At 66.6% G+C, this 21,775-nt stretch carries 21 protein-coding genes and 1 tRNA gene; 10 read left to right on the top strand and 12 right to left on the bottom strand.

What is annotated here, in order from left to right:
• Position 1 precedes the first annotated feature (1 nt).
• The 10 genes from FB464_RS15570 to FB464_RS15525 all read right to left on the bottom strand — a co-directional run bounded on the left by FB464_RS15570 (position 2) and on the right by FB464_RS15525 (position 11,505).
• Entirely contained in the window at positions 2–904 is a 903-nt protein-coding gene (locus tag FB464_RS15570; protein WP_170152007.1) for a DUF4438 family protein, read from the bottom strand.
• Positions 897–1,784, bottom strand: a complete 888-nt coding sequence (locus FB464_RS15565; protein ID WP_170152008.1) for a DUF4438 family protein — start codon at positions 1,782–1,784, stop codon at positions 897–899. Before FB464_RS15565 ends, FB464_RS15570 begins: the two co-directional genes overlap by 8 nt.
• Positions 1,784–3,205 (bottom strand): TldD/PmbA family protein, encoded by a 1,422-nt coding sequence (locus FB464_RS15560; RefSeq protein WP_116416230.1) that lies wholly within the window; start codon positions 3,203–3,205, stop codon positions 1,784–1,786. Before FB464_RS15560 ends, FB464_RS15565 begins: the two co-directional genes overlap by 1 nt.
• A complete protein-coding gene (locus tag FB464_RS15555; protein ID WP_116416231.1) occupies positions 3,202–4,725 on the bottom strand; it encodes a TldD/PmbA family protein in 1,524 nt (507 codons plus the stop codon). Before FB464_RS15555 ends, FB464_RS15560 begins: the two co-directional genes overlap by 4 nt.
• Positions 4,722–5,900, bottom strand: coding sequence for a Gfo/Idh/MocA family protein (locus FB464_RS15550; protein WP_116416232.1), 1,179 nt, complete (start codon positions 5,898–5,900; stop codon positions 4,722–4,724). The genes FB464_RS15555 and FB464_RS15550 overlap by 4 nt, the downstream gene beginning before the upstream one ends.
• A 25-nt stretch (positions 5,901–5,925) precedes the next feature.
• On the bottom strand, positions 5,926–6,858 hold the full coding sequence (locus tag FB464_RS15545; protein ID WP_116416233.1) for an ABC transporter permease: 933 nt from the start codon (positions 6,856–6,858) through the stop codon (positions 5,926–5,928).
• 5 nt (positions 6,859–6,863) lie between these two features.
• Positions 6,864–7,787 carry an ABC transporter permease gene (locus FB464_RS15540; RefSeq protein ID WP_116416234.1) on the bottom strand — a complete coding sequence of 308 codons (924 nt, stop codon included), beginning with the start codon at positions 7,785–7,787 and terminating at the stop codon, positions 6,864–6,866.
• Complete coding sequence (locus FB464_RS15535; RefSeq protein WP_116416235.1) at positions 7,784–8,779, bottom strand: ABC transporter ATP-binding protein; 996 nt, start codon at positions 8,777–8,779, stop codon at positions 7,784–7,786. Before FB464_RS15535 ends, FB464_RS15540 begins: the two co-directional genes overlap by 4 nt.
• Positions 8,776–9,792 (bottom strand): ABC transporter ATP-binding protein, encoded by a 1,017-nt coding sequence (locus tag FB464_RS15530; protein ID WP_116416236.1) that lies wholly within the window; start codon positions 9,790–9,792, stop codon positions 8,776–8,778. Before FB464_RS15530 ends, FB464_RS15535 begins: the two co-directional genes overlap by 4 nt.
• A 75-nt stretch (positions 9,793–9,867) precedes the next feature.
• Positions 9,868–11,505 carry an ABC transporter substrate-binding protein gene (locus tag FB464_RS15525; RefSeq protein ID WP_142206734.1) on the bottom strand — a complete coding sequence of 546 codons (1,638 nt, stop codon included), beginning with the start codon at positions 11,503–11,505 and terminating at the stop codon, positions 9,868–9,870.
• Positions 11,506–11,652: 147 nt separating this feature from the next.
• On the opposite strand from FB464_RS15525, the gene FB464_RS15520 reads away from it, so the two are divergent.
• From FB464_RS15520 to FB464_RS15505, 4 genes are all read left to right on the top strand, one after another.
• The gene (locus tag FB464_RS15520) at positions 11,653–12,318 is read left to right on the top strand and encodes a GntR family transcriptional regulator (RefSeq protein ID WP_116416238.1); all 666 of its coding nucleotides are present in this window, start codon (positions 11,653–11,655) and stop codon (positions 12,316–12,318) included.
• A gap of 108 nt (positions 12,319–12,426) precedes the next feature.
• A complete protein-coding gene (locus FB464_RS15515; protein ID WP_116416239.1) occupies positions 12,427–13,407 on the top strand; it encodes a ring-cleaving dioxygenase in 981 nt (326 codons plus the stop codon).
• Positions 13,404–14,060 (top strand): alpha/beta hydrolase, encoded by a 657-nt coding sequence (locus FB464_RS15510; protein ID WP_116416240.1) that lies wholly within the window; start codon positions 13,404–13,406, stop codon positions 14,058–14,060. The genes FB464_RS15515 and FB464_RS15510 overlap by 4 nt, the downstream gene beginning before the upstream one ends.
• A gap of 92 nt (positions 14,061–14,152) precedes the next feature.
• Positions 14,153–15,523 carry a flavin monoamine oxidase family protein gene (locus tag FB464_RS15505; RefSeq protein ID WP_342780868.1) on the top strand — a complete coding sequence of 457 codons (1,371 nt, stop codon included), beginning with the start codon at positions 14,153–14,155 and terminating at the stop codon, positions 15,521–15,523.
• Positions 15,524–15,543: 20 nt separating this feature from the next.
• On the opposite strand, the gene FB464_RS15500 is transcribed toward FB464_RS15505, so the two are convergent.
• Positions 15,544–15,617 (bottom strand) — tRNA-Gly (locus tag FB464_RS15500).
• 179 nt (positions 15,618–15,796) lie between these two features.
• Positions 15,797–16,582: an IclR family transcriptional regulator gene (locus FB464_RS15495; protein ID WP_170152009.1), complete on the bottom strand. Its 786-nt coding sequence runs from the start codon at positions 16,580–16,582 to the stop codon at positions 15,797–15,799.
• A gap of 142 nt (positions 16,583–16,724) precedes the next feature.
• Between FB464_RS15495 and FB464_RS15490 the strand changes: the two genes are divergently transcribed.
• The 6 genes from FB464_RS15490 (at position 16,725) to FB464_RS15465 (ending at position 21,712) form a co-directional block, all read left to right on the top strand.
• Entirely contained in the window at positions 16,725–18,113 is a 1,389-nt protein-coding gene (locus FB464_RS15490; RefSeq protein WP_170152010.1) for an MFS transporter, read from the top strand.
• A 4-nt stretch (positions 18,114–18,117) separates the two neighbouring features.
• Positions 18,118–18,546 carry a cupin domain-containing protein gene (locus tag FB464_RS15485; protein WP_246093093.1) on the top strand — a complete coding sequence of 143 codons (429 nt, stop codon included), beginning with the start codon at positions 18,118–18,120 and terminating at the stop codon, positions 18,544–18,546.
• Between the two features lie 2 nt (positions 18,547–18,548).
• Positions 18,549–18,920, top strand: a complete 372-nt coding sequence (locus FB464_RS15480) for an NIPSNAP family protein (RefSeq protein WP_116416245.1) — start codon at positions 18,549–18,551, stop codon at positions 18,918–18,920.
• Between the two features lie 110 nt (positions 18,921–19,030).
• Positions 19,031–20,122 (top strand): cupin domain-containing protein, encoded by a 1,092-nt coding sequence (locus FB464_RS15475; RefSeq protein ID WP_116416246.1) that lies wholly within the window; start codon positions 19,031–19,033, stop codon positions 20,120–20,122.
• A complete protein-coding gene (locus FB464_RS15470) occupies positions 20,119–20,955 on the top strand; it encodes a fumarylacetoacetate hydrolase family protein (RefSeq protein WP_116416247.1) in 837 nt (278 codons plus the stop codon). The genes FB464_RS15475 and FB464_RS15470 overlap by 4 nt, the downstream gene beginning before the upstream one ends.
• Before the next feature lie 4 nt (positions 20,956–20,959).
• Entirely contained in the window at positions 20,960–21,712 is a 753-nt protein-coding gene (locus tag FB464_RS15465) for a maleylpyruvate isomerase family mycothiol-dependent enzyme (protein WP_116416248.1), read from the top strand.
• The last annotated feature ends 63 nt before the right edge of the window (positions 21,713–21,775 follow it).

Raw genomic sequence — 21,775 nt, 5'->3', positions numbered from 1 at the left:
GTCACTTCGCCCGTGCCGCGAGAGCGCGGTTCGGAAGGGCCGCCAGGACGGACTCGGTCAGTGCGGGCTCGGCCCCGGCATCCTGCAGCTCGAAGCGGAAGGCACTCTGCGGTCCGGTCGCGAGGGGAACAAGCCCGGGCCCGTGGCCGGGCATCGGCGACCCGCCATGACAGATCACACCGACGGTGACCCAGTCGCGCCGGTACCCCATGTTGTTCCGCACATCGAGGTTCTCGATCGCCCAGAGCTCGCCGAGACGCATGTCGCGGCCCTTGAGGTCAGGGGAGTCGGTGACCACGGCGAGATCGACGTCCCACATCTGCGCGGGGCGGCCGATGCCGTTGCCGCAGACTCTGCTGGGCAGGGCGCCCGCGATCGAGACCGCGATTGCTCCGGTGTCGGCAGCTCCGACGGCCGCACCGAACGGCAGCAGTGCGAACAGGTCGGGGTCGACGTTCATCACTGCCACACCGGCCGGAAGCCCGACAGGCGCGAAACCCTGCCCCACGGCCCGAACACTCAGCTGGTCGCCCGGCAGCAGCGCGGCCATCGCCTCGTCGGGCAGAGCCACGATCACGCGACCGCTCTCGCCCCGCTTGCCGACCACCCGGCCGACCGCGCCCGTGGCGAGCCCCGATCGAACGATGACCTCGTTGCCGATGCAGGAGTAGGCGGTGAGGGCGAAACGCGCCGCAGGGTCGCTGTGAACCAGGCTGACTCCCGGTGCGACGTGGTCACCGTCGGTGGCAAAGACGGAGTCGCCGAGGTGCACACCCTGAACGATGCCGCCGTCGCCGACAGGAACGTACGGATGCCCGTCCCTGTCGATGCGGTAGGCGACCATCGGGGTGAGCGCGGCGTGTTCGGCGAGGCCGAGCAGGTTGTTCGCGACGAGGTCAGGCATGGGTGGTCTCCGGGATCGCTGGGGAGGAGAGCGCGATGGCGAGGTTCGCCTCGTCGCTCTCGGTGATGGTGAAGGCCGAGGCGGGGCCCGACAGCAGTGTCGACGGGCCGGGGCCATGCCCGAAGAGCCGGCACTCTCCCGTCGAGATCACGCCGACGGTGACCCAGCCGGGGCGGTAGCCCCGGCCGTAGGAGTGGTCCTGGTCTTCGAGCAGAACGAGGTCGCCGATGCGCAGCGACTCGAGCCCGAGCGAGAGGTCGTCGCTCAGCCCGGGGTAGGCGCCCATCAGGTCGGTGTTCGCGAACTCCGAGAGCATGCCGCCGCCGGCGCCCGCCGCCTCTGCGGGCACGCGCTTCGCGACCTGCACGGCGAGCGTTCCGTCGGGCGCCGTGCTGAACGGCAACCCGCCGAGCAGCCGGGGGTCGAGGTTCTTCACGCGAATCGACGGATGATCGAGCAGCACCAGGCCCTGGCCGAAAGCCTCGACGCTGACCCGGTCGCCCGTCGTCACGAGGCCGAGTGCGTCGTCGTCGAAGTCGGCGAGCACATAGGCGTGCTGGCCGAAGACGGTACCCGTGGCCCCTGCGGCCGGCCCGGAGCGCACGGTGACCCGGTTGCCCACGCAGCTCAGGAACTGCAGCGCGGCGTTCGCGCCCTCGTTCGCGTGCCGGATCGACAACCCCGGCTCGAGGTGGTCGCTCGCGTACCCGGTGGCCGCCTCGCCGATGTGCGCGGCCATGCTCACGCCGCCCATGCCGGGCAGCAGGAACGGGTGCCCGTCGGCGTCGACGCGGTAACCGTGCCGGTCGGCGAGCGGCGGCCACACCTCACCCGTGAGGGTCTGGGCGACCAGCCGGTCGGCGTTGGTTCGAAGCGACATCAGTTTCCTTTCGAGACCGGGGCGGTGCCGAGAGAGAAGCCCCGCACCCGGAGGGCCGGCGACGTGGCCGAGCCGTTGAAGACGTTCATCAGGGGCTGGCTCAGCGAGTCGCGGCCGACGCCGTCGACGCGGGCCAGGGCATCCAGAACACTCATCGTGAAGCGCATCGACTCCACCGGGTGGTCGATCCGGCCGTTCCTGATCGCGAAGCAGGCGTCGCGCGTCACACCCGTGATGGTCGTGCGCACCGGGTCGACCGTGCGGGTGTACCAGAAGCGCTGCAGGTACACACCGTTCTCGATGCCGGCGATCAGCTCCTCCTCGGTGGAGTCGGATGCCCGCAGCACGACGTTCATCGGAATCGCGTGCGGCGCCTCCTCGCGGGCGATGTGGAAGTTGCCGGTCGACGAGGTGCCGAGCGCGAACGCGGTCTCGCGGTCGGTGACCACGGAGTCGGCGCGGCCGCCAGCGATCATCGGCACGTCGCGCTTCGAGGTGCCCTGGAAGTCGAACGGGAACGGCAGGCCGATGTCGGCCGTCGCGTCGTCGTGAACGGAGACCAGGGGCGAGGCCACCTGCTCGCCGCCGCGCGTCGCGACCGCGCCGAACCCGGAGCTCAGCGCCGAGCCGGTGAAGCCGAACGCGCCGAAGAAGTCGAGCAGTTCACCGGCCGCGAGCGGCCCGAGCACCACGTCGTACTCCCCGGCGTCGAGCTTCGCCCGGCCGCGGGTGCGGGAGGCCTCGGCGAGGGTGCGCTCGACGGCGGCCTCCGCGCCGAGGCGGTTCGAGAAGCGGGTGAGGTCCTTCCAGTGCGACGACCCGTCGTCGATCCGCACCGTGAGCGACCCCTGCGCCTCGGAGGCATAGGCGTACCGCGACAGGCGCGACTCCCTGTCGTGGAACGCCACCTCGGTCACCGCCCTGCCGAACATCCCGGCAGCCACGCCGCCGAGCGACTGGGCCTCGTTCATCGCCCGATCGGCCAGCCGGGCATGTTCGTCGACCGACCACGCCGCGGTGTCGTCGCCCCAGAGGATCGCCTGGTCGAACGAGTCGGCGAACCGGTCGGTGCCCGGGGCCGGCAACGGCGTGTGCTGGGGCGCCTTCGCGACCCCGTCTGCCGCCTGCTGGGCGGCTGCGGCGCAACTGCGGTCGACCGCGGCCTTCAGCCCGCCGACCGAGCTGGCGGCCGCGCGCGAGACCCGGCCGTCGACCTCGGCCCGCACCATGATCTGCACCTCGTCGATGGCCTGGCTCTGGTGGATGCGCTGGCCGGCGAAGCGGGTGAAGTCACCCCGGCGGGAGGTGATGAACGCCTCGATGCGGTCGGCGGGCGCGCCGTCGAGCGCCTGCTCGAGGGCCCCCGTCGCACGGTCGCCGCCGAAGGCGGGCGCGAAGGTGTCGCGTGCGATGTCGGTCATCTGTCCACTCCGATCCGAACGTTGCGTACGAGCGTGGGGGAAGCCCCATGCCCGAGAAAGCCCCACTGCTTCGGCTCGCCCTTGCCGCAGGGCATGCCGAACGCCTTGAACTCCGAGGGGCCGGCGACGGCCTCGACCGACTGCCAGAACTCGGGCGTCGTGCCGCCGTAGGAGAAACCGCGCAACAGCCGCCCGCGTTTGCCGTTCTTCACCTCGTAGGCGACCTCGGTGCCGAACTGGAAGTTGTGTCGCCGCTCGTCGATCGACCAACTGCGGTTGTCGTCGATGTAGTACCCCTCGCCGAGGCGCTCCTCGAGTTCAGCGGTGGTGCCCTCCCCCGGTTCGAGGAACACGTTCGTCGCGAAGCAGACGGGCAGGTAGCCCCATCCGTCGGAGCGGGCTGCGCCGGTCGACTCTGCGCCGATACGCGCTGCCGAGTCGCGGGTCGAGAGGAAGTCGGCGATGATGCCCTCCGTGATCAGGGGGCGGCGCACGGCCGGAACACCCTCGTCGTCGAAACCGAACGAGCCGCGGGTGCCGGGCACGGTCGGGTCGGAGGTGATGTTGACGGCCTCGGATCCGTAACGGAGTTTCCCGACGGCATCCGAGGTGATGAACGAGGTGCCCGCATAGTTCGCCTCGTCGCCCAGGATGCGGTCGAGTTCCAGTGCGTGCCCCGTCGACTCATGGATCTGCAGAGCCATCTGCGCCGGCCCGATGATGAAGTCGGCGTAGCCGACGGGCGCGAGCGGTGCCGTGAGCAGTTCGACCGCTTCTCGCCCGATGCGGTCGGCCTCGTCCACCATCCGGAGGCCTTCGACGTACTCCCAGCCGGCCTGTGCGGTGTTGCCGTGGAACGAGTTCGGGAACGAACGCCGCTGCATGGTGCCGTTTCCGACGGCATTCACGAGCGCCATCGCGCCGCTCTCGATGAAGTGCTGGTGCTGCACAGAGCCCTCGGTGTTCGCGAAGTGCCGGTGCTGCCGCTTCGCATTGAGCCCGGCCTGGGCCATGACGACCTCGGCCGGTGCGCTGGCCGCGCGGAGGATCTCGCCGAGAAGCTCGTACCGCGTGGAAGCCGCCACAGCGAAAGGATCGGTGATCACGGGGCTGACGTAGCTCCCGCTCGCCGCCGGCTTCGGCGGGAGCGTGGTGCGGTAGGCGTTCGCCACCGAACCCGCAGCCCGCGCATTGCTGAGGGCGCGTTCTGCCGCGAGGGTGATGTCTGCAGTGCTCGTGACGGGAACAGAGGCGAACCCCCAACTGCCGTCCAGCAGAACGCGGATGCCGACCCCGAGGTTGTTCTCGACTCGCTCGTCAAGCCCGGCCTCCAGGGTGGAGTAGAGGCGCAGCTCTTCGGCCTCGATCAGTCTGACGTCTGCGTAGCTCACGCCACGGGCATCCACCGCAGCCAGCGCGAACTGCAGCATCTCGGCGGCGGCGGCGTCGTCGGCCAGGTCGCCCCAGCGGTGCGCGGGATGCCCGACCGCAGCCCGGGCGAGCGTGCTGTCGATGCTCATGCCTGGGCGCCGACAGGCTGCTCGAGTTCAGAGGTGGCAGCGGTGTCGTTCGCCTCGACTTCCAGCGGGAAGTCGCACCACGCACGCGTGCGGAACGACTTCTCGAAGGCATTGATCGTCTCCTGCACGAGGGCGCCCTGGTCGAAGTTGCCCTGGTTGAAGTCTTCCCCGCTCAGGATCTCGGTGGCGAAGTCCTTCACGAGGTTCGAGTAGAAGAGGAACGGCCACGGCTCGGTCGAGGCGCCGCCTTCGGGGAAGAACTCCTGCGGAATCTCGAGCTCCACGAACTCGACAGAGTCCTTCTTGGCGACCTTGATGGTCTGGCAGATGCCGTTCTCCTCGACGAGGCGCACGATGATCGCGCCCTCTGAGCCGTAGATGCGCGCCTCGATGCCCGGGAAGTTGCCCACGGTCACGTACGACGACTGGATGCTCGCGAGGCGGTTATTCCCGAACTCCGCGATCCACATGTCACCGTCGTCGATGTTCATCGCCTGCATCCTGCCCGTGTCGCGCACCATGCGCTCGGGCACGAAGTTGCGCATCGTTCCGACGACGCTCGTCATCGGAGCATCGACCCACCAGTGCATGATGTCGATGATCGGGGCGCCGTAGCCCTCGATCGACGAGACCGCGATGCGGTCGGGCGACGCGTCGAGGTCGACCTGGCGGAGTGGGGTCTGCGGGTCGATCCACTGGCTGTTCTGCTCGTAGCCGTTGAACATGTAGGGCTCGCCGATGTAGCCGGTGTCGATCAGGTGCTTGGCGAACTGGATGGCCGGGGCGAACCGGAACGTGAAGCCGAGCTTCGTCTTCACACCCTTCTCCGCGGCGAGCGCGGCCGCACGCCGGGTCTCGAGGTAGTCGCTGTTGACCGGCTTCTCGCAGAGCACGTGCTTGCCGGCCGCGATTGCGGCCATCGAGATCTCGAAGTGCATGGCGTTGCCCGTGGCAACGTCGATGACGTCGATGTCGGGGTCGTTCACCAGCTCACGGTAGTCGGTCACGGCGCGCGAGATGCCGAACTCCTCAGCAGCGGCGGCGAGGGCTTCTTCGTTGACCTCGGCGAGCGCGACGACCTCGACGCGCGGGTCGCGCTGCCAGCCGGGGATGTGCGAGCGGACGGCCCAGCGGCCGGCACCGATGACGGCCACGCGCAGTTTGGGTGTTTCCATGGTGAATCTCCTTAGATGAGGTGCGTCAGCTGTTCAGCCGCACGCGCGGGTCGATGACGGAGTACAGAAGGTCGACGATGAAGTTGACGACCACGATGAAGATGGCGGCGAACAGAACAGTGCCGACGATCATCGGGGTGTCGAGGTTCGAGATGGCGTCGAAGGCGAGACGGCCGATCCCGTTGAGACCGAAGACGGTCTCAACGATCACCACCCCGCCGAGGAAGTAGCCGAAGTCGAGGCCGATCATGGTGAGCAGGGGGATGGCGATGTGCCGGAAGCTGTGTCGCCAGAGAATGACGTGCTCGGGCATCCCCTTCGCCCGCGCCATACGCACGAACGGCGAGTCGAGCGTCTCGATCATGTTCGTGCGGGTCATCCGGGCGTACCAGGCACCGCCGCCCGCCCCGAGGGTGAACGTGGGCAGAACGAGGTACCAGAACACCGGGCTGCCGAGACCGTTCAGCGGAAACAGCCCCCAGGTGAAGGCGAAGTAGTAGATGAGCAGCAGCCCGAGCCAGAACGGCGGCGCCGAGAGACCGATCAGCGAGAGGAACGTCACCAGGCGGTCGACCCAGCTGCCGCGCCGGTACGCCGCGTAGATGCCGGCCGGCACACCGAGGATGATCTGCCAGACGATGCCGCCGACCGCGACGAGCAGCGTGGTGGGCAGCGCGGCGACGATCCGGCCGAAGACCGGGGTCTCGCGGAGCACGTACGACGTGCCGAGGTCTCCCGTCAGCAGCCGGCCGATGAAGCCGAAGTACTGCTGCCAGAGCGGGTCGTCGAGGCCCAGCTGCTTGTGGATCGAGGCGATCGTCGCAGCACTGGCATTCGGCCCGGCGAGCGTCGACGCGGGGTCGGCCGGCACGGCATAGACGAGCAGGAACGCGAGGCTCACCACGCCGAACAGCACGATCAGCATCTGCCCGAGCCTGCGGAGGATCCACCAGGTCATGGCCCCTACCTCGCCGTCGGGGTCGACGAATTGAGCATGTCGCTCAGCCAGTCGCCGACCAGGTTGAAGGCCATCACTGTCAGGATCAGGCAGACGCCCGGGATGAAGAGCATCCACGGTGCGATCTGGAAGTACGTACTGCCGTCTGAGATCATCTGGCCCCACGAGGGCGACGGAATCGGCACCCCGATACCGAGGAACGACAGCGCACTCTCGATCAGGATGCTCGAAGCCACTCCGAGGGTCGTGTAGACGATGATCGCCGGCACGAGATGCGGCAGGATGTGGCGCCACATGATCGAGCGGTGCGAGAGACCGAGCGTCTGCGACGCCACGACGAATTCACGCTCCTTCAGCGAGACCACCATGCTCCGGATGATGCGGGCCAGGGTCGTCCAGTAGATGAGGGCGATCACGATGATGACGTTGAAGGTACTGCGGGTGGTCACCGCGATGAGCGCGGTGCAGAGCAGCAGGATCGGGAACGAGATGACCACGTCGGTGATGCGCATGAGCACGGCCTCGACCACGCCGCCGAAGTACCCGGCGACGATGCCGACGAGAACCCCGAACGCCGTCGCCAGCCCGTTGGCGACGATACCGATGACCAGCGAGACCTGCGCCCCGTAGATCAGCCGCGACAGCACGTCGCGGCCGAGCGCATCGGTGCCGAGCAGGAAGCCCGGGGTTCCGGGCGGCAGCGGCTGGCCCTGTGGCCCGAGGCCGATGTCGGGGTAGGTCTGCAGTGGGTCGTGCGGCGAGAGCAGCGGCGCCGCGAGCGCGACGAGGGCGAGCAGCACCAGCACGATGATCGAGACGAGGGCTGCCGGATCCTTCTTCAGGCTACGGAGGACCTCACGCGTTCTGACCGGCTTGTCGCCGAGGGCGAACGGGTCGACGGCCGCGGCGGCGGGAATGACGTCGCTCATGCTTCGGCCACCACCTGTTCGGGTTCGGCGAAGTGGCACGCGGCGAGCTGTCCCGACGACGTCATCCGGAGGGCAGGGGCCGTGGTGCGGCACACCTCCTGAGCGAGCGGACACCGCGGGTGGAAGCTGCAGCCCGTTGGCGGGTTCGTCGAGCTCGGCGGTTCGCCCGTGAGACGCACCCGCGGCAGCCGCACGGTGCGGTCGACGACGACGGGCTCGGGAACTGCCGACAGCAGCGCCCGGGTGTAGGGGTGCTGGGGGCGTTCGAAGATCTCGTCGCGTGTGCCGAGTTCGACGATCTTGCCGAGGTACATGATGCCCACGTAGTCGGCCATGAACCGCAGCGTCGAGAGGTCGTGCGAGATGAAGAGGTAGGCGAGGCCGAGATCCTCCTGCAGGTCTTTCAGCAGGTTCAGCACCTGGGCGCGCACCGAGACGTCGAGCGCCGACACGGCCTCGTCACAGAGGATGAGGCGTGGGTCGACGCAGAGCGCGCGGGCGATCGAGACCCGCTGGCGCTGGCCGCCCGAGAGCTCCCGCGGCCGGCGTGACGCGAAACTCTTCGAGAGGCCCACCTTGTCGAGCAGCTGGTACACCTCGGCGAGCGGGCTCGCCGGCTTGTCCTTCCGCAGCTTGATCGCTTCGAGCAGCGTCTCCGACACCTTCATGCGCGGGTCGAGCGAGTCGTAGGGATCCTGGAAGATCATCTGCATCGTCTGGCGGTACTGCGCGAGCTCGCGGCCCCGGAGGGCCCCGACATCCGAGCCGTTCAGCCGCATCGATCCACCCGATGGCTTGTTGATGCCCATCAGGGTGCGGGCGATCGTGCTCTTGCCCGAACCCGACTCGCCGGCGATACCGAGCGTCGTGCCCGCCTCGAGCTGGAAGCTCACGCCGCGTACGGCGGGAACGGATGCGGCCTTCCGGCCGGGCCCGGCAGACCGCCGGAACGTCACTTCGAGGTCGTCGACCTCGAGAAGCACTGCACTCATGCTGCGGTCGCCCCCTCGGCGAACTCGAACGCGGCCGGTGCAGTGATCCCACAGGCCACCTTCTGGCCGGGCTGGCCGTTCTCTGCGTCGACGAGGGCGGGGTCGATGGCCCGGCACGTGTCGGTGGCCAGGGCGCACCGGGGGGCGAACGAGCATCCGGAAGCCCGTCGACCCGCCAGCGGCGGCGCGCCGCTGATCGATTTCAACCGCCTCGGAATGGGCTCGGAGAGTTTGAGGATCGAGGCGAGCAACGCCTTCGTGTACGGATGTTGCGGGTCGCCCACGATCTGCTCGGCTGTGCCCTCCTCCACGATGCGGCCTGCGTACATGACGAGGATACGGTCGCAGAAGCTGGAGATGACGCCGAGGTCATGGCTGATCAGGATGACGCCGGTGTTCAATTCGGTCGCCATATGGTCGAGCAGATCGAGCACCTGCGCCTGCACGGTCACGTCGAGGGCCGTCGTCGGCTCGTCAGCGATCAGGAGCCTGGGAGCGCACGCCGTCGCGATGGCGATGCACACGCGCTGCCTCATGCCACCGGAGAACGCGCCAGGAAAATCAGTGAGCCGTGATTCTGCATCGGGGATGCCGACGCGCTGCAGCAGTTCTATGGCCCGCAGGCGGCTCTCGGACTTCGAGAGACCGAGGTGCTCCTGGAGCGACTCGGTGATCTGCCGTCCGATACGCATCAGCGGGTTCAGGCTCGACATCGGATCCTGGAAGACCATGGCCGTCTGCGAGCCGCGCCACTTCTGCAGCGTCTTCGCGCTGAACGCCATCACGTCGGCACCGTCGAAGAGCACGGACCCGGAAGTCACCGTGCCGGGAGAGGGAACAAGGCGCATCAGCGCCTGGGAGGTGAGGGATTTGCCAGAACCGGACTCCCCGACGATCCCGACTCGTTCACCGGCGTTGACGGTGAACGAGACCGAGTCGACGGCGTGGAACACCCCGTCGGAGGCGGTCGGGAAGTCGACGACAAGATCGGAGACTTCGAGGAGTGCGGTCATGGCGCTTCCTTTCGGAAAGGGGAACCGTTGCCGGCGACAGGAGGGCCACCGGCAACGGAACGCGTTCAGGAGAGGCTAGGAACGGGCAGTGCTTCCGTCAGCCTTCCAGTACTCGGCCATGTCCCAGCCCCAGATCGGCTGCGGGAAGTAGTTGCCCACATTCGCGCCGCGGATCTCGGTCTTGGTGCCGAAGTAGAGCGGCACCACAGGGTTGTCGGCGAGCATGAGCTTCGACGCCGTCGTGTAGTCGGCGGTCGCCTGGGCCGGGTCGGTTGCGGCCAGTGCCTGCTGCACGTCCGCATCCATTTCGGGGTTGCAGTAGTAGGCGAAGTTCTGGCCCTGGGGAACGGCTGTCGCGCAGGAGAGGAGCGCCTGCAGGAAGTCCGAACCCTCGGGGTAGTCGGCCACCCAGAAGGTCAGCGCGAGCGGAGCCTTGCCGGAGCCGGCCAGTTCGGAGAACGTGTTCGGCGCGAGGGTCTGCAGGTCGGCATTGATGCCGATCGCCTTGAGGTCCTGCTGCATCTGCGGTGCGAGAGCTGAGAAGGGGGCGACGTTCCAGGCATAGAACTGGGTGTCGAACCCGTTCGGGTAGCCGGCCTCGGCGAGCAGCGACTTGGCCTTCTCGACGTTCTGCTCCTGCGTCATCGTCTCACCCGAGTTGCCGAGCACTCCCGGCGGGATGAACTCCGTTGCGGGCTTGCCCTGGCCGTTCACGAGCTTCAGCAGGCCGGTGCGGTCGAACGCATACGAGACAGCCTCGCGCACCTTGGGGTTGTCGAAGGGCGGGGTGTTCAGGTTCATCGTCAGGTAGTACGTACTGGGCTTCTCGATCGTGACGATCTGGTCCTTGTACTTCGTGTCGGTCGTCACCTGGAGGAACTTCGCCGGCGGGATCGGGCTGCCCATCAGGTCGATGTCGCCCTTCTGCAGCATCAGAACCTGGTTGTCGGGGTCGACGCCGAGGATCATGTGCACGTGGTCGACGTAGGGCCGGGGCGAATCCCAGTAGTTCGGGTTGCGGTCGAGCATGACCTGCACGCCGGGCTCGAAGGTCGCGAGCGTGAACGGGCCGGAACCGACCGGTTTCGTGGCGATAGTCGAGCCGGAGTCGGCCGGGATGATGGAGCCGGCCGGCATCGCGAGCACGTACTTGAACGACGAGTTCGGGGCGGTCAGCGTGATCTTCAGCGTCAGGTCGTCGACCACCTCGATACCGCTCGGCAGTCCGGTCGGGTTGGCAGCGTATTCCTCGGCCCCGGCGATGCCCTTCCAGAACTCGGCGAGGCCGGCCTTCGTGGCAGGGTCGAGAACGCGGGCGTAGGAGTACGCGACATCCTTCGCGGTCACGGGCGAACCGTCGGAGAAGGTCAGGCCCGACTTGAGCTTCATCGTGTAGGTGAGGCCATCGTCACTGACGGTGGGGAAGTCCTCGGCGGCCTGCAGCTTCAGGTTGCTGGTGGAGCCGTCGTAGTCGTACATGCGGTCGAAGACCATGCGCATGATGTTCCAGCAGGTCGCACCCGTGCAGACGGCCGGGTCGAAGGTCTCCGGGTCGGAGGCCGCAGCCGTGGTCATGGTGCCGCCGTACAGGGCCGTCTCGGAGGAACCGGTCGAGCCGCCCCCTGAACTGCTGGAGGTGCCGGTCGTGGTGCAGGCTGTCAGTGCGATGGCCATGGCTGCGCCCAGCAGCGCGACTCGCAAGCTTCGTTTCACGAAATAACCCCTAATCTCTTGGAGCCGGACCCTTCACAGGAGCAAGCAGCCGACTGGATGTAGCGCTGTTGATTCGGCCACGCTAGCACAAATTTGCAGACTGTCGACAATCTACTGAATCCAGTTCAGGTCGTATAGGGTGTGTGCATGGACACACTCTCCCGGGCCGGGCTCTCAGGCGCAGCCGTCAACGAGCTGCGCGAGGAGATCCTCGAGGGCCGCCTGAACCAGGGTGAGCGACTGAGCGAGGTAAGCCTCTCCACGACGCTCGGAGTAAGTCGGGCGCCCATCCGCGAAGCACTCTTGCACCTCGAACAGGAGGGGCTCGTCGTCTCGCTCCCTTATAAGGGCGCGTCGGTCGTCACGCTCTCCCCCCAGGATTTCCTCGAACTCTCCACCCTCCGCATCGCCCTCGAGAAGCTGGCCTGGGCCCGGGCCATGGAACGCGTCACCCCCGAAGCGATCGCCGATCTCACGGCGATCATCAGCGAGATGGATTTCGCGGTGAAGAGCGACCAGAAGGCGAAACTCGTTCGGCTCGACCTCGACTTTCACGAGCGGGTCTTCGTGATGGCCGACCATTCGCGCCTCTACACCGCGTGGACCGCCATCAAATGGCAGGTCGCGCTCTTCCTGCTCGCCCGTCGGAAGAAGGTCGACGACTACCACAGCATCATCGTCGAGGAGCATGCCGAGCTGATCGACGCCATTCTCGCGGGCCACGCCGCCGACTTCGAACACCTCATCGAGGTGCACATCGGCTCCGGCTACGGCCGTCTCAACAGCGCAGCGACGTCTTCACCCGCCGGGTGAGGCGTCCGCCTCCGCCGGCGGTGTGTGTGTCGCGGAATAACTCCCACATATATGCGTTTGCATAGATAGGCCCGTTTCGGGCCACGTGTCCCGGGAGAAGAGAGCATCATGCCAGCACAGACTCAAGGACTGCACCACGTCACCGCGATCGGCGGCGCACCGCAGCGCAACATCGACTTCTACATCACAGGGCTCGGGCTCAGGCTGGTGAAGAAGACCGTCAACTTCGACAGCCCTGGCACCTACCACCTCTATTACGGGGATGACGCGGGCCGTCCGGGCTCGCTGATGACGTTCTTCCCGTGGCCGGGTGTACACCAGGGCCGTGTCGGTGCCGGCCAGTCGACGACGACCGCGTTCTCCGTTCCGGCGGGCAGCCTCGGCTGGTGGAAGGGGCACTTCGCCGATCTCGGCGTCGACTCTGTGGTGTCGACGCAGTCGTCCGACGAAGAGCGCCTGAGCCTCCGCGACCCCGACGGCCTGCAGCTCGACCTCGTCGCCTCGAACGTCGTCGATCCGCGCGATCCGTGGGATTCGGCATCCGTTCCCGCCGAGTTCGCCGTGCGCGGGCAGCACTCCTCCGTGCTCACGGTGCGGGATGCCGCCGGCACCGCCCGCACCCTCACAGAGCACCTCGGCCTGCAGCTGATCTCTGAGACGCCCGACCGTCAGCGGTTCTCCGCGGGCCCCGGCGGGGCCGGGCACATCGTCGACGTGGTCGCCGACCCCCGGGCGGAACTCGGTCTCACAGCCGGCGGCACCGTGCACCACATCGCCTTCCGCGTGCCCGACGGTGCCACGCAGGCGCTCTGGCGTTCACAGCTCGTCGACCAGGGGTACCAGGTCACCGAGATCCTCGACCGCCAGTACTTCACGTCCATCTACTTCCGCGAACCCGGCGGCGTGCTGTTCGAGATCGCGACGGACACACCCGGATTCGACATCGACGAACCCCTCCTCGAGCTCGGCCGCGGCCTGAAACTCCCGCCGTGGCTCGAACCGAATCGCGAGCAGATCGAGCACGCCGTCGTTCCCGTCACCCTCCCCCATGAGAACAACCCCGACCTCACCGAGAGCGACGACCGATGACGACGTCGACGACCGCCGCGGGCGGGAGCGGGTTCGCGGCCTGGCCGCACATCCTCCGGCCCGCCACCGGACCTTCCACGAGCCCCCTCGTGCTTGCCCTGCACGGAACCGGCGGAACCGAGTCCGACATCGTCGGCCTCGCCGAACGGATCGCCCCCGGCGCCGCGATCCTCGCGCCCCGGGGCCGGGTCGACGAGAACGGGGCGGGCAGGTGGTTCCGCCGTGCCGGTGAGGGCGTGTTCGATGTCGACGACGTGATCTTCCGTGCCGGGGAACTCGCCGAATTCGTCGGATGGGCTCTCACCGAGTACGACCTGGGCGGCCGCCCGGTCATCGCGACCGGGTTCTCGAACGGCGCCAACATGGCCCTCGCCCTCGGGATGCTCCACCCGGCCGTCGCACCCACCGTCGTGGCCTTCTCGGGGATGTACCCGTTCGGCGACCGCACACCGGTCTCCGATCCGATCACGACGACGATGCTCCTGCTGAACGGTGACGACGACCCGATGGCACCGTCGACCAGCGTCGACACGCTCGAGACGTCGGCACGGGCATCCGGAGCGACTGTGACTCGGGTGCGACGCCCCGGCGGCCACGGCATCACCGAGGCCGAGCTCGCGGAGGCGTCGCGCTGGGTGGCCGACCTCGGCTAGCACACTGCCGAAATCCTCGACAGGCTCCCCCCGCAGAGCAGAACTTCCGTCAGAATGGTTCCTGCACACGAATTTCGTGTTCAACTCAGTGGATCACTACGGAAAGAGTTGTCGTGGAACACCTGTCACGAGACGTCGCCATCATCGGCGCCGGTGTCACCGGGCTGACCGCCGCCACCCGACTGCGCGCCGCGGGCCGCAGCGTGATCGTCCTGGAGGCCCGTGACCGGGTCGGCGGCCGCCTCTGGACCGACCACATCGACGGACAGCTCTTCGAGCTCGGCGGCCAGTGGGTCTCCCCCGACCAGACCGCACTGCTCGAGACCCTCGACGAGCTCGGCCTCGACACCTACTCCCGGTACCGCGACGGCGAGAGCGTGTACATCGGGCCAGGCGGCACGCCGGTGCGCTTCACGGGCGACATCTTTCCCGCCAGCGAACACACCCAGGCCGAACTCGTGCGCCTGATCGCGCTGCTCGACGAGCTGGTCGCTGCGACGGATGCGGCGGCCCCCTGGGCCCAGCAGCACGCGGCCGAGTTCGACCGGATCTCGTTCCGCAGCTGGCTCGAGCAGCAGTCCGACGACGCCGAAGCGCGAGAGAACATCTCTCTGTTCATCGCCGACGCCATGCTCACCAAACCCTCGCACTCCTTCTCTTTGCTGCAGGCGCTCCTCATGGCAGTGAGCGCCGGGAGTTTCAGCAACCTCGTCGACGCGGACTTCATCCTCGACAAACGCGTGGTCGGCGGTCTGCAGCAGGTCCCGCTGCGGCTGGCCGAACAGTTGGACGACGCCGACCTCCGGCTCGGGCATCCGGTGCGCACCATCGCCTGGAGTGAGGCCGGTGCCACTGTGCACACCGACGACCTCGAGGTCGAGGCCCGCCACGTGATCGTCGCCGTGCCGCCGAACCTCCACTCCCGGATCGACTACGCGCCCCCGCTCCCGCGCCTCCGCCAGCAGCTCTGGCAGCACCAGTCGCTCGGGCTGGTCATCAAAGTCCACGCCACCTACGACACCCCGTTCTGGCGCGCAGACGGGCTCTCGGGCACCGCCTTCAGCCCCTACCAACTCGTGCACGAGGCCTACGACAACTCGAACCACGGCGAGACGCGAGGCACGCTCGTCGGTTTCGTCTCCGACGAGAAGGCCGACCGGATGCTCGCCCTCCCACCCGCGGAACGCCAACAGGCGATCCTCGAATCCCTCGCCGCGTACTACGGGCCGAAGGCTCTCGAACCTGTCGTCTACTACGAGAGCGACTGGGCCGCGGAAGAGTGGACGCAGGGCGCCTACGCCGCGAGCTTCGACCTCGGCGGCCTCACCCGCTACGGCGCCCTGCAACTCGAACCCGTCGGCCCCATCCGGTTCGGCTCGAGCGACGTCGCAGCTCTCGGCTACCAGCACGTCGACGGGGCCATCCGCGTCGGCCGTCGGCTCGCCGACGAGATCCTCAGCTGACGGGCAAGATTTACTCGGTCTGGAGCGGATGACGGGAATCGAACCCGCACTATCAGCTTGGGAAGCTGAAGTTCTGCCATTGAACTACATCCGCATGTGGCTCAATCCCCAAGAATAGCAGTGAGGTCGGGAGCCGCGCACGACGGCTAGATGTAGGGCGCGTTGGGCACCGAGCCGGTAACTACGAGCAAACGTCGGGGTGGGCGTGCGCGGAGGATCGGTCGGCCACTGTCCGCTTGCATGAGGAGGACGATTCCGCCCGGTCTGGTTGCTTCACTCCCTCGGTCGGCCGAGCGGCATGGCCCTGTCGACCTCGGCCACGTGGAACCGCAGCGACAGCAGGATCTGCTGCTCTCGCTCCGACAGGTCGCGGCCGCTGCCTGCGCTGATCCGCGCACCCGGCCCGGCAACCGCAAGAGCGCAGACCGCGTTTCCACTCCGATCGTGCACGGCAACCGCCATCGCGTACATGCCGATCTCCGACTCGGAAACGTTTCTCGCGTAACCCGTTTCACGTACGGTCGCGATCTCGTCGAGCAGTTCATCCATCGACCGCAGAGTGAAGTCTGAGAGCCGGTTGAGCTGTTCGCTGGTGTACATGCGGCGGATCTCTTCATCGGGAAGCGAGGCGAGCAACACCTTGCCCACCGCCGTGGCGTGCGCGGGCTGTTCACGACCCACGCGGCTCGTGACCCTCATCATCTGGTCGGATTCGACGGCGGCGACGTACCGGATGTTCGATCCCAGCCGAACGGCCAGGTGCACCGTCTCGCCCGATGCGTCTCGCAGCCCGCGCATCGGCGCTTCGGCCAGAACGATGTACCTCGACAGCGCGCTCGAGTGCGAAGTCAGCGTGATCCCGGGCGCCAGTGCGTACTTGCGCGAGGTCGTCAGCTGCTCGGCGAAACCCTCTTCAACCAAGGTCGACAGCAGACGGTGCGCAGTCGACGGCGCGATGCTCAGCTCCGTCGCCAGTGTCGACACTCCGATCGGAGCGGATTCCTCCAGGAGACGAAGCATCCGGAGCGCCTGCGAAACGGACTGTAAGTGGTCACCCATCCGTAAACTATTCCGCACAACAGAAAAATCGGCAAATAATTCCGGAATTCGATCCCTCGTTGCTACCGTCTCTTCTGACCACCCCGCCGTCAGGCGAGGGCGGTCAGGCGGCAGAGTACCGCGACTGACGAGGGAGTTAGTGATGCACAGACAGAAATCCAGAGGCCAGGAACCCGGATTCATCGTTCCGGCGGGTCAGGCCAGTACCGCTTCACGACGAGCCCTGGTCAGCGGTACGCTCGGCTCCGCACTGGAGTGGTTCGACTTCGCCATCTACGGTGCGGTTTCAGCGACGGTCTTTCCCGCCCTCTTCTTTGTCTCCCTCGACCCCGCGACGGCCATCATTGCGTCGTTTGCGACCTTCGGAGTCGGCTTCGTGGCACGGCCGATCGGCGGAATCTTCTTCGGGTACATCGGTGACCGACACGGTCGCCGCATCACGCTGCTGATCACCTTCATGACCATGGGTGCAGCAACGGTCGTCATCGGACTGCTGCCCACCTATGACCAGGTCGGGCTTCTCGCACCGCTTCTTCTTGTTCTCATGCGCTTCATTCAGGGGTTCGCCCTCGGCGGCGAAGCAACCGGATCGCAGCTGCTGACCATGGAGCACGCTCCCGCCGATCGCCGGGCCTTCTTCGGCTCACTGATGGGGGCCGGCTCACCAATCAGCCAGGTTCTCGCCAACACCCTCCTGCTCGTTCTGACCCTGACTCTCAGCACGGCAGACTTCACATCGTGGGGCTGGCGCATCCCGTTCTTCCTGAGCGTGCTGTTCGTCATCATCGGCCTGTACATCCGCTTCAGAGTCGACGAGACACCGATCTACAAAGAGAAAGTCCTCGACCAGCAGATCAAGAACCCGAGCACGTGGACCGTCCTTCGCACAAAAGGCTGGACCATCCTCGCCCTGATCTTCGCCTACTCGCCGATCGCGATCACGTTCTACCTGGTCACGGTCTTCGGTATCACCTACATGACGAAGACCGTCGGTTTCTCGACGTCAGAGACCTTCTCGATCGTGTTGATCGCGAACCTCCTGTCGATCGGTGCGATCGTCCTGGGCGGCCGGGCTGCAGACCACTTCGGCCGGAAGAACATCCTGTTCACCGGCGGCGCAGGATGCCTGCTGGCCGCAGTGCTCTTCTTCCCGCTCATCAACCTCCACAGCTACGCCCTGGCGCTCATCATCGTCTCGTTCGCCTGTATCTCAGCCCAGTTCGGAAACGGCAGCCAGGCGGCCCTGTACGCCGAGCTGTTCCCCACGCAGATGCGGTATTCGGGCTCAGCGCTCGCTCTGACGGGTGTCAACCTGATCTTCTCGGCACCCGCTCCCCTCGCTGCCGCATTCATCATCGCGAGCCTCGGCGGAGTCGTCTCGCTGACTCTCATCTGGATGGGATTCATCGTCATCGCACTCGTCGTGATGGCACGCATGAAAGACGGACCGAGCCTCGAGGGCGTTCCCCAGACTTTCCCGCTCCGCGGAAATCGCGCTCTGAAAGTCGCGGAGAACGCCAGTGTCGGCTGAACAGTTGAACACCACACCCGTCGCCCCCGTCGTCACCCGCGCCGGACACTTGTACGGTGACACCGGGCAGTCGGGCGGCGCCCTCCGCCAGTCGGGCGTGAGCCCGGAGCACACCCCGGCGACGAAGATCTGGTTCGGCCGGGTGAGCAACGAACCCGGGTACCGCTCTCTTCCCCACCACCACGCAGAAGCTGAGACCGGCGGGTACGTACTGAAGGGGCACGGCCGCATCTACTTCGGCGACGACTACTCTGTCTTCCTCGATCTGTACGAGGGCGACTTCGTGTTTGTTCCGCCGTTCATCCATCACGTCGAAGCCAACATGAGTGTCACGGAAGAGCTCATCTGGCTCACCGCACGCACGCCGGACAACCTCGTCGTCAATCTCGACGACGTCGACGATTCCGTGCTCGCCGACTACCGGAGGGCCTGAACGTGCTCGTCGAGGAACGCATCTATGTGCTGCACACCGAAGTTCGGCTCGCCGACTATCTCGAAACCTACGAGAACGTCGGTCTTCCCGCCCAGCGACGTCTTCTCGGCGGCTTCCTGGGATATTTCGTCACCGAGTTCGGCGTTCAGAACCAGCTGACCCATCTCTGGGCGTACGAAGATCTCGAGCAGAGACGCGAAAGGCGGGCACTGCTCGCTCAGGATGCCGACTGGCAGGCGTGCCTCGCCGTCATCCGCCCGATGATCAGAACCATGGAGAACAAGATCATGTACCCGACCTCCTTCTCGCCGATTCGCTCTCTGCCGGTCTCCTCAACCGACGAGGGCACCGCATTCGCCTGGCCACAGGCATGACCGGCGCTCAATTCTGCTCTGTGGAAAACCCACCTGTTCAGGGCGCCAGCGGTAATATCGTTGGTGTACTGATGAAATCGCGGAACAGCCGCGACATGAAAGGACCTGCGATGGAGCAGATGGACGGCACCGCCGACACTCCCGAACTCGAGCAGTTGTACCGAGACTTCGACGCCAACAACATGGCGCCCCTCTGGACCCAGCGCGACGACCTCATGCCGATGACACCTGCGCCCGCGGCGATTCCCTTCGTCTGGCGGTGGAAGACCCTCTACGACATCGCCCAGAGGTCGGGTGACCTCGTGCCGATCGGGCGGGGCGGCGAGCGCCGTGCCGTGGGGCTGGTCAACCCCGGGCTGCCCGGAACAGGGTATGCAACGCCCACTTTATGGTGCGCCATCCAGTACCTCGGCGGGAACGAGACGGCTCCCGAGCACCGCCACGCGCAGAATGCGTTCCGCTTCGTGGTTGAGGGCGAGGGCGTCTGGACCGTTGTGAACGGAGACCCGGTCGCGATGAGACGGGGCGATCTGCTCCTGACTCCCGGCTGGAACTTCCACGGTCACCACAACGACACTCCGAACCCGATGGCGTGGATCGACGGCCTCGATATTCCGTTCGCCAGCACCAACGACGTCGGCTTCTTCGAATTCGGGGCCGACCGCGTGACAGATGAAGCGTCGCCGGCAGTGTCGCGCGCGGAACGACTCTGGGCGCATCCGGGGCTACGGCCAGTGTCTGTGCTTGAAGACAAGGTGAGCTCTCCGCTCTCGGCCTATCGGTGGGAGCACACGGATGCCGCGCTCCGCGAACAGCTCGCTCTGGAGGACGAGGGGTTCCCCGCGACTCTCGAGCAGGGTCACGCCGCCATCCGGTACACGAACCCGACCACCGGCGGCGATGTCATGTCGACCATCCGCTGCGAATTCCACCGCCTGCGATCGGGTGTTTCGACCGCAGAGCGTTACGAAGTGGGCTCGTCGGTGTGGCAGGTCTTCGAGGGCGACGGCAGCGTGGTGCTCGGCGGCGTGGAACACCACCTCGAAACCGGTGACCTCTTCGTGGTTCCCAGCTGGGTGCCGTGGTCACTGCACGCGAACACCTCTTTTAACCTCTTCCGATTCAACGACGGCCCGATCATGGATCGTCTCAACTTCGCACGAACCTACATCCCTTCCCAGAGCAAAGAAGCGCACCGATGAAACTCGCCACCCTCCGCACCACCGACTCCACCGTTGCCGTTCGGGTCGACGACAGCACCGCCGTCGAGATCACCGGTTTTGACGACGTCGGGATGCTCCTGGCCGAGCCGGAGTGGCAGAGGATCGCCACTGAGGCGCACGGCGCCGAGCATCCACTGGCCGACATCGACTCGTCATCGTGGGCACCCGTCGTCGTGAACCCGTCGAAGATCGTCTGCGTCGGACTCAACTACAAGAACCACATCCTCGAGATGGGGCGTGAGCTGCCGGAGTTTCCGACCCTGTTCGCAAAGTATCCCGAGGCTCTGATCGGCCCGTTCGATCCCATCGTGCTGCCCGTCGGTGCGGCGGATGCCGTCGACTGGGAGGGTGAACTCGCCATCGTCATCGGCAGCAGGACTCGCCGGGTGAGCGAGTCGGATGCCCGGCAGCACATCGCCGGATACTCGGTGCTCAACGACGTCACCATGCGCGACTTCCAGTACCGCACGCCGGAGTGGTTCCAGGGCAAGACCTTTGAGGCCACCACTCCGTTCGGCCCCTGGCTCGTCACGGCAGACGACTATGACGTGAACACAGAACTCCGCACAGAGCTCGACGGTGAAGTCATGCAGAGGACCTCGACCGACGATCTGGTGTTCTCACCCGAGGCGCTGGTGTCGTACATCTCCCAGATCGTGACGCTCAACCCGGGGGATGTCATCGCTTCTGGTACACCGGGCGGCGTGGGTCACGCGCGGAAACCTCAGCGCTACCTCGCCGACGGCAACGTTCTCAGCACGACGATCGACGGAGTGGGCACTCTGACGAACGCCGTCGTCGCCGAACGGTGATCCCGTGGCCGCCCGCACAGACAATGTCACCGATCCCGAGCTGGCCGCTCGACTCCTGACGGCCAGGCGTGGCCAGGCCTACTATTCGCGAAAACTCATGGAGCTGAACGACACCGATTTCGACGGACCCTCCCTCCTCGACGGATGGAACAGGCGACAGATCATCGCGCACGTCGGCCTGAACGCCAGGGCCCTCACCCGGTTGACCGAGTGGGCGGCAACGGGCGTCGAGACGCCGATGTACTCCTCGGCCGGCCAACGGAACGAAGAGATCGAGGTGGCCGCGACGCTTCCGGTGCAGGCTCTCCGAAACCTGTCTGACCACGCGGCCATCCACCTGAATGTCGAGTGGAGAGATCTGCCGGAGAGCGCCTGGACGAACGTCGTGCAGACAGCGCAGGGCCGGTCCGTTCCGGTCTCGGAGACGGTGTGGATGCGTACCCGCGAGGTGTGGATCCACGCGGTCGACCTCGACAACGGCGCCGACTTCAGTGACTTCCCCTCAGAGGTCTCCGACGGCATCCTGCACGACGTCACGTCGGCCTGGCGTCGACGGCGAGAGGCGGAGTCGCTGCCCACCTGGGTACTCGAGCCCATCGACAGGGCCGCTCCGGTGAATCCGGAGGACGACGGCGCGGGTGTTGTCGTGCTTCGCGGAACGGTGGCCCAGCTGGCCGGCTGGGCCACCGGCAGGAGGCGTCACGGAGTCGTGACGAGCGACGGCAGCGAGCTTCCCGACGCCCCTCGATGGCTCTGAGCGGAGGCTTGCCGGGCCCGATCCCGCAGAGGGTGCGTGAGCTGCGCGGATGCGATACTGTCT

The organism is Subtercola boreus, from assembly GCF_006716115.1.
Lineage (GTDB): Bacteria > Actinomycetota > Actinomycetes > Actinomycetales > Microbacteriaceae > Subtercola > Subtercola boreus.
The sequence above is the reverse complement of the archived record's forward strand: the minus strand, read 5'-3'. Positions and strand labels throughout refer to the sequence as shown.

Bases quoted from the DNA above. Each gene is read 5' to 3' on its own strand.
- FB464_RS15470 (WP_116416247.1), top strand. From the start codon at position 20,119: ATGAAACTCGCCACCCTCCGCACCACCGACTCCACCGTTGCCGTTCGG.
- FB464_RS15520 (WP_116416238.1), top strand. From the start codon at position 11,653: ATGGACACACTCTCCCGGGCCGGGCTCTCAGGCGCAGCCGTCAACGAG.
- FB464_RS15540 (WP_116416234.1), bottom strand. From the start codon at position 7,787: ATGAGCGACGTCATTCCCGCCGCCGCGGCCGTCGACCCGTTCGCCCTC.
- FB464_RS15475 (WP_116416246.1), top strand. From the start codon at position 19,031: ATGGAGCAGATGGACGGCACCGCCGACACTCCCGAACTCGAGCAGTTG.
- FB464_RS15535 (WP_116416235.1), bottom strand. From the start codon at position 8,779: ATGAGTGCAGTGCTTCTCGAGGTCGACGACCTCGAAGTGACGTTCCGG.
- FB464_RS15570 (WP_170152007.1), bottom strand. From the start codon at position 904: ATGCCTGACCTCGTCGCGAACAACCTGCTCGGCCTCGCCGAACACGCC.
- FB464_RS15565 (WP_170152008.1), bottom strand. From the start codon at position 1,784: ATGTCGCTTCGAACCAACGCCGACCGGCTGGTCGCCCAGACCCTCACG.
- FB464_RS15515 (WP_116416239.1), top strand. From the start codon at position 12,427: ATGCCAGCACAGACTCAAGGACTGCACCACGTCACCGCGATCGGCGGC.
- FB464_RS15550 (WP_116416232.1), bottom strand. From the start codon at position 5,900: ATGGAAACACCCAAACTGCGCGTGGCCGTCATCGGTGCCGGCCGCTGG.
- FB464_RS15560 (WP_116416230.1), bottom strand. From the start codon at position 3,205: ATGACCGACATCGCACGCGACACCTTCGCGCCCGCCTTCGGCGGCGAC.
- FB464_RS15495 (WP_170152009.1), bottom strand. From the start codon at position 16,582: ATGGGTGACCACTTACAGTCCGTTTCGCAGGCGCTCCGGATGCTTCGT.
- FB464_RS15545 (WP_116416233.1), bottom strand. From the start codon at position 6,858: ATGACCTGGTGGATCCTCCGCAGGCTCGGGCAGATGCTGATCGTGCTG.
- FB464_RS15490 (WP_170152010.1), top strand. From the start codon at position 16,725: ATGCACAGACAGAAATCCAGAGGCCAGGAACCCGGATTCATCGTTCCG.
- FB464_RS15530 (WP_116416236.1), bottom strand. From the start codon at position 9,792: ATGACCGCACTCCTCGAAGTCTCCGATCTTGTCGTCGACTTCCCGACC.
- FB464_RS15555 (WP_116416231.1), bottom strand. From the start codon at position 4,725: ATGAGCATCGACAGCACGCTCGCCCGGGCTGCGGTCGGGCATCCCGCG.
- FB464_RS15510 (WP_116416240.1), top strand. From the start codon at position 13,404: ATGACGACGTCGACGACCGCCGCGGGCGGGAGCGGGTTCGCGGCCTGG.